The 5,275-nt window shown below is 41.0% G+C and carries 5 protein-coding genes and 1 pseudogene; 3 read left to right on the top strand and 3 right to left on the bottom strand.

Annotated features, from left to right (window positions below; translation table 11 throughout):
- The 3 genes and pseudogenes from B4J23_RS13090 to B4J23_RS13080 all read right to left on the bottom strand — a co-directional run.
- Nucleotides 1-272 (bottom strand): annotated as a pseudogene (locus B4J23_RS13090) (flotillin family protein); the annotation flags it as partial.
- 51 nt (nucleotides 273-323) lie between these two features.
- Complete coding sequence (locus B4J23_RS13085; protein WP_180069419.1) at nucleotides 324-959, bottom strand: YqiJ family protein; 636 nt, start codon at nucleotides 957-959, stop codon at nucleotides 324-326.
- A 270-nt stretch (nucleotides 960-1,229) separates the two neighbouring features.
- A complete protein-coding gene (locus B4J23_RS13080; RefSeq protein ID WP_291361187.1) occupies nucleotides 1,230-1,772 on the bottom strand; it encodes a hypothetical protein in 543 nt (180 codons plus the stop codon).
- A gap of 317 nt (nucleotides 1,773-2,089) precedes the next feature.
- Between B4J23_RS13080 and cysD the strand changes: the two genes are divergently transcribed.
- The 3 genes from cysD to B4J23_RS13065 all read left to right on the top strand — a co-directional run bounded on the left by cysD (nucleotide 2,090) and on the right by B4J23_RS13065 (nucleotide 5,161).
- Nucleotides 2,090-3,004, top strand: a complete 915-nt coding sequence (gene cysD, locus B4J23_RS13075; protein WP_159122810.1) for a sulfate adenylyltransferase subunit CysD — start codon at nucleotides 2,090-2,092, stop codon at nucleotides 3,002-3,004.
- Between the two features lie 130 nt (nucleotides 3,005-3,134).
- Nucleotides 3,135-4,748 (top strand): sulfate adenylyltransferase subunit CysN, encoded by a 1,614-nt coding sequence (cysN, locus tag B4J23_RS13070; protein ID WP_291361185.1) that lies wholly within the window; start codon nucleotides 3,135-3,137, stop codon nucleotides 4,746-4,748.
- 146 nt (nucleotides 4,749-4,894) lie between these two features.
- A complete protein-coding gene (locus B4J23_RS13065; protein ID WP_180016796.1) occupies nucleotides 4,895-5,161 on the top strand; it encodes a hypothetical protein in 267 nt (88 codons plus the stop codon).
- Nucleotides 5,162-5,275 lie beyond the last annotated feature (114 nt).

Genomic DNA, 5,275 nt, shown 5'->3' with positions numbered 1-5,275 from the left:
ATACGGTCGCGGGTAATCAGTGCCTGATCATCAGCACGGCGAACTTCCAGACGCAGGGTATTCATATTTACCGGTATAATTTCATGCAATACGGGCAGAACCAACGCACCACCGCCTAGAATGACTTTCTCCCCGCCAAAACCGGTACGGACAAAAGAAATTTCCTTACTTGAACGACGGTAAAGGCGAGCGATGATTAAACCAAAGGTGATCAGGCCGGAGAAAATAACCCCAGTAATGATTAAAATGTTATATAAATCAAAATTTAGCATTGTTATAAAGTCTCTTTGGGCAAGCTTAATTTTTATAGGAAATTGGTTTAATTAAAGTTCAATAGCCTGAAAGCCATTTTTAGTTTTTTGAGTCAAAACCACTGTCTGACCTTGATTAAATATTTCATTGCGTTCAGGTTCGACCAGCACATAATGGGTCTTACCATGCTGATCCTGAACTTTGGCCTGAGCAGGGGAGTTAGCTTTGGCATCTCCCAGAATAATCGTGGCGGTTCGTCCGATCAGTTCATCGCTATAGATCGCGATGGTTTCATCCTGAGGCAGAATTTTGGCAGCAAGCACGGACAGCCCACGTACAATCGGCATGCATAAAAATAAACAGGCAGGGGAAATAATCCATGCATTTAAAAGCTGACTGGTAAATCGTTCAAACAGACCTTGGATCAATAATCCGCTCAGACCATAACTGGTCAGGAAAATAATTAGCCAAATAAAGAGAGGCAGGCGACCAAGATAAAGCCAGTCGAATACTTTATGGAACAGGCCAGTATGCTGATCAACACCTACTTCTGGGTGAAGCGGTTCTTCAGGCAGAAATTGTTCGAACATATTCTGGGAGCCACCTCCCAGCATCAGCAAGACACATTCTAAGGCAGCAAACATCAGCATCAGACTTAAACTGATACTAAATACAATGTTAGAAGGATGAGTGAACAGTTCCCACATGAGTTTCTGTCTCTAATTATGGTTTTATAGAAATTTTATGACCCTGTTAAAGATAACAGTTATTAATAAAATTGTAAGCAAAAAACAACAAAATTCCCTATTGGGATAACTTGATAAAATCCAAAATTTAACAATTTGTGATGTGTTTTTCTTAGATGCTAATAAATGTCGACTATTTTATAGGTGGGCGAATCTGAGGTTTTATGTAAAGAATAGAAAAGCAATTGATATATATCTGCTTTTCTATGCCTCTGTAGATATATAAAAGCATTAAAGGATGGCGGTCTGGATACGGACTTTCATTTCAAGGGCTTGTTGCAGGATATAGCTCTTCATCCATTGCACCTGTTCGCCCATCGGATTGGTTTTTACTGCAGTCTCTAGGAATTTAAGTTCAGGCTGATTAAATAGTTGTTCTTCGAGAGCCTGTTCCAATGCCTGAGTATTTGCAGACAAAGGTAAGGCCACCAAGAAGAAGGCTTTAGGATAGTTATAGAAAGCATAAAGCAGGTTGAAAGCTTTTTGATCACCTCTCAGATTGCCGGCACCTATTTCGTAACCTGCCTGCTGGTTGCTATAAGTCATACCGAGCAGATATTCCCATTGACCATTCAGCTTACGCAGGCCAAACTGCAGGCCAATCTGATCCGCTGTCAGTTCATGCTGGATATAAATGTTTAAAGGACTGCCATCTTCAGTATAGGGTTCCTGAAGAACCAAAATATGTTGCTGGTGCTGGTAAATAAAACCGGCAAGTTTTGCCTGTTCCAGACGGGATTTTAAAGTTTCTAAATCAAATTCGTTATAAGGCATACACAGTTTATAATTTGGGGTAACTTGTTCTACTCTAATTTTTTTTCACGACGATGTGAACTGTCCGTTTAGATGATTAATATATCATTTCATTGCTAAAAGTAATCTTTCAGAGTGCTTTGACTAAACAATCAATTGTCTTTATTTAGCTAAGCTATCAGATTCATAAAAACTGATAGTTGATATTAGTGAATTTTTATATGACGTTTTAATATATGAATATCACAAAACAAGCAATCGTTATGAAAAGTTAATCACTATAATGAATATAAATTTTATAAAGTGTAATAAGTACACGTGTAATACGCAGGTTGTCCATGTTATTAAATGAGGAAAGACTTACTCATCTTAAACAGCTTGAAGCTGAGAGTATTCACATCATTCGCGAAGTTGCTGCCGAGTTTGAAAATCCGGTTATGCTTTATTCAATCGGTAAAGATTCAGCAGTTATGCTGCATTTAGCACTGAAAGCGTTTTATCCTGCAAAACTTCCATTCCCGCTACTTCATGTAGATACCGGCTGGAAATTCAAAGACATGATCAAGTTCCGTGATAACATGGCCAAAGAACATGGCTTTGATCTGATCGTGCATCAGAACAAAGAAGGTCGTGATGCGGGCGTAAACCCATTCGACTATGGTAGCTCTAAATATACTGACATTATGAAAACCCAAGGTCTGAAACAGGCACTGGATAAATATCAGTTTGATGCTGCTTTCGGTGGTGCACGTCGTGACGAAGAAAAATCACGTGCCAAAGAACGTGTTTATTCATTCCGTGACTCTAAACACCGTTGGGATCCGAAAAACCAGCGTCCAGAACTTTGGAATCTTTATAACGGTAAAGTGAACAAAGGCGAAAGTATTCGTGTATTCCCGCTGTCTAACTGGACTGAGCTGGACATCTGGCAATATATCTATCTTGAAAATATCAAACTTGTTCCATTGTACTTAGCTGCTGAACGTCCAGTCGTTGAGCGTAATGGTACGCTGATCATGGTTGATGATGAGCGCATGCGCCTGAATCCAGGCGAAGTGCCACAAATGAAATCGGTTCGTTTCCGTACTTTAGGTTGTTACCCATTAACAGGTGCGGTTGAATCAACTGCAACAACTTTACCGGAAATTATCCAGGAAATGCTTTTAGCGACCACATCTGAACGTCAAGGCCGTATGATCGACCATGACGAAGCAGGTTCGATGGAAAAGAAAAAGCAGGAAGGTTACTTCTAAGAGAAATCTCACCCTAAGAATCTCCTTGCGCAGCAGTGCTGCTCACCCTCTTTATAAAAGAGGGGCTTCCAAGGCGGATTTAGAGGGATTAAAAGAAACCGATTTCAACGTATTTGTGGAGCTATGAGCGATGTCTCACCAATCAGAACTTATTAGCCAAGACATTTTGGCTTATTTGAAACAGCACGAAAATAAAGACTTATTGCGTTTCCTGACTTGCGGTAACGTGGATGATGGTAAATCTACTCTTATCGGCCGTCTGCTTTATGATTCAAAACTGATTTATGAAGATCAGCTGCAAGCCGTGACTCGTGACTCTAAAAAAGTGGGTACTACTGGCGATGCACCTGACTTGGCGCTTCTTGTAGATGGTCTGCAAGCTGAACGTGAGCAGGGTATTACGATTGACGTAGCTTACCGTTATTTCTCTACTGAAAAACGTAAGTTCATCATTGCCGACACCCCAGGGCACGAACAGTACACTCGTAACATGGCAACTGGTGCGTCTACTGCGGATCTTGCAATTATCCTGATCGATGCGCGTTACGGTGTTCAGACTCAAACACGTCGTCACTCATTTATTGCGAGCCTTCTAGGTATTCGTAATATTGTGGTTGCAGTGAACAAAATGGACTTGGTTGAATTCTCTGAAGCACGCTTCAATGAAATTCAGGCTGAGTACAACAAGTTCGTGGATCAGCTGAGCGATCGTAAACCTGAAAATATTGTATTCACGCCAATTTCTGCATTGAACGGTGATAATGTTGTAAACAAATCACCAAATACGCCGTGGTACCAAGGTCAGACCTTAATGGAGACTTTGGAAACTGTAGAAATTACACGTAATACCAGCAAAGACGAATTCCGTTTCCCAGTTCAGTACGTTAACCGTCCTAACCTCGACTTCCGTGGTTTCTGCGGTACGATCGCACTGGGTGAAGTAAAAGTTGGTGATGAAATTGTTGCGCTGCCATCTGGCAAGAAATCAACAGTGAAAGAAATTGTCACTTTTGACGGTAATCTGGATCATGCTGTAGCTGGTCAAGCTGTTACTTTAACGCTAAATGATGAAATTGATATTTCACGTGGTAACGTGTTGGTGAAAGCTGGCGAACAACCACTGATTTCACGTTCTGCTCGCGCATCTGTGGTATGGATGAACGACCAGCCGCTGGTGGTTGGTAAACTTTATAATGTGAAGTTTGGTACTCAAACGATTCCTGCAAAAGTTGCGAAAATTAACTACCGTACCAATGTCAATACATTGGAAAAACTACAAGTAGAGCAGCTGGATCTGAATGCAATTGCTGATGTGACCATCGAATTTGATGCGCCAGTGGTATTTGACCGTTATCAAGATAGCCGTTACACAGGTTCATTCATTTTCATCGACCGTCTAAGCAACGTGACTGTTGGTGCGGGTATGGTTGAAGCTGCGGTGGAATGGACTGCACATAACGAGCCTGTGACTGCTGAAGCACGTGCTGCACGTTTAGGCCAAAAACCTGCTGCGGTCACTGTAACTGCGAAAGCACTGGAAAATACACAAGCACTTGAAAGCCTGTTGATTCAACAAGGTGTGGTTGCGATTGCGAAAGCGGGTCTAACTGCTGAACAGGTTGCACTTGTACGTGAAACTGGTGTGGTGGTGATTACTGACCTTGCAGAAGGTACAGATGTGACTTACGCACAAGAAGCAGTTGAAGAACTTGCTGAGAAAATTGTGGAATTGATTCGTCTATAAGACTAGATTGATTCCTAGAAAGACCCGCTGTAAGGCGGGTTTTTTATTGCCTGAATTTTGAATGTTTGAAAATCATTCGGTTATTCAAAATGTGATCTTTCAATTTATATGTAGCTTTATACAATGCTCCGTAGATGGGGGAATGTATGAAAAAATTATTATTACTAGTTGGACTATGTGTAGCTTTTGGAGCAGAAGCCAAGCAGAGCAGCCAAAGTACGGAAGCAATTAAACAGAAGATTATTCAACAGTCGATTGAAAGCTATCCGGGAAATTGTCCTTGTCCATACAATACAGCGCGTAATGGTAGTCGTTGCGGCAAGCGTAGTGCTTATAACCGTGCTGGTGGTTATGCACCGTTTTGCTATCCGGAAGATGTCAGTGATCGGATGGTGCGAGAATATAAAAGTTAAAATTTAAGTTGAGGGACTAAGATTATAAATCATCTATTTTTATACATTTAGATAAGACAGTAACTATAAAAAAAGTTCCTAGTTAATTGTTGTAATCTCCACTGAGAAAATGGG

Origin of the sequence: Acinetobacter sp. UBA3025 (assembly GCF_002367915.1) — a bacterium.
Lineage (GTDB): Bacteria > Pseudomonadota > Gammaproteobacteria > Pseudomonadales > Moraxellaceae > Acinetobacter.
This window is presented reverse-complemented; position numbering and strand designations above follow the sequence as displayed.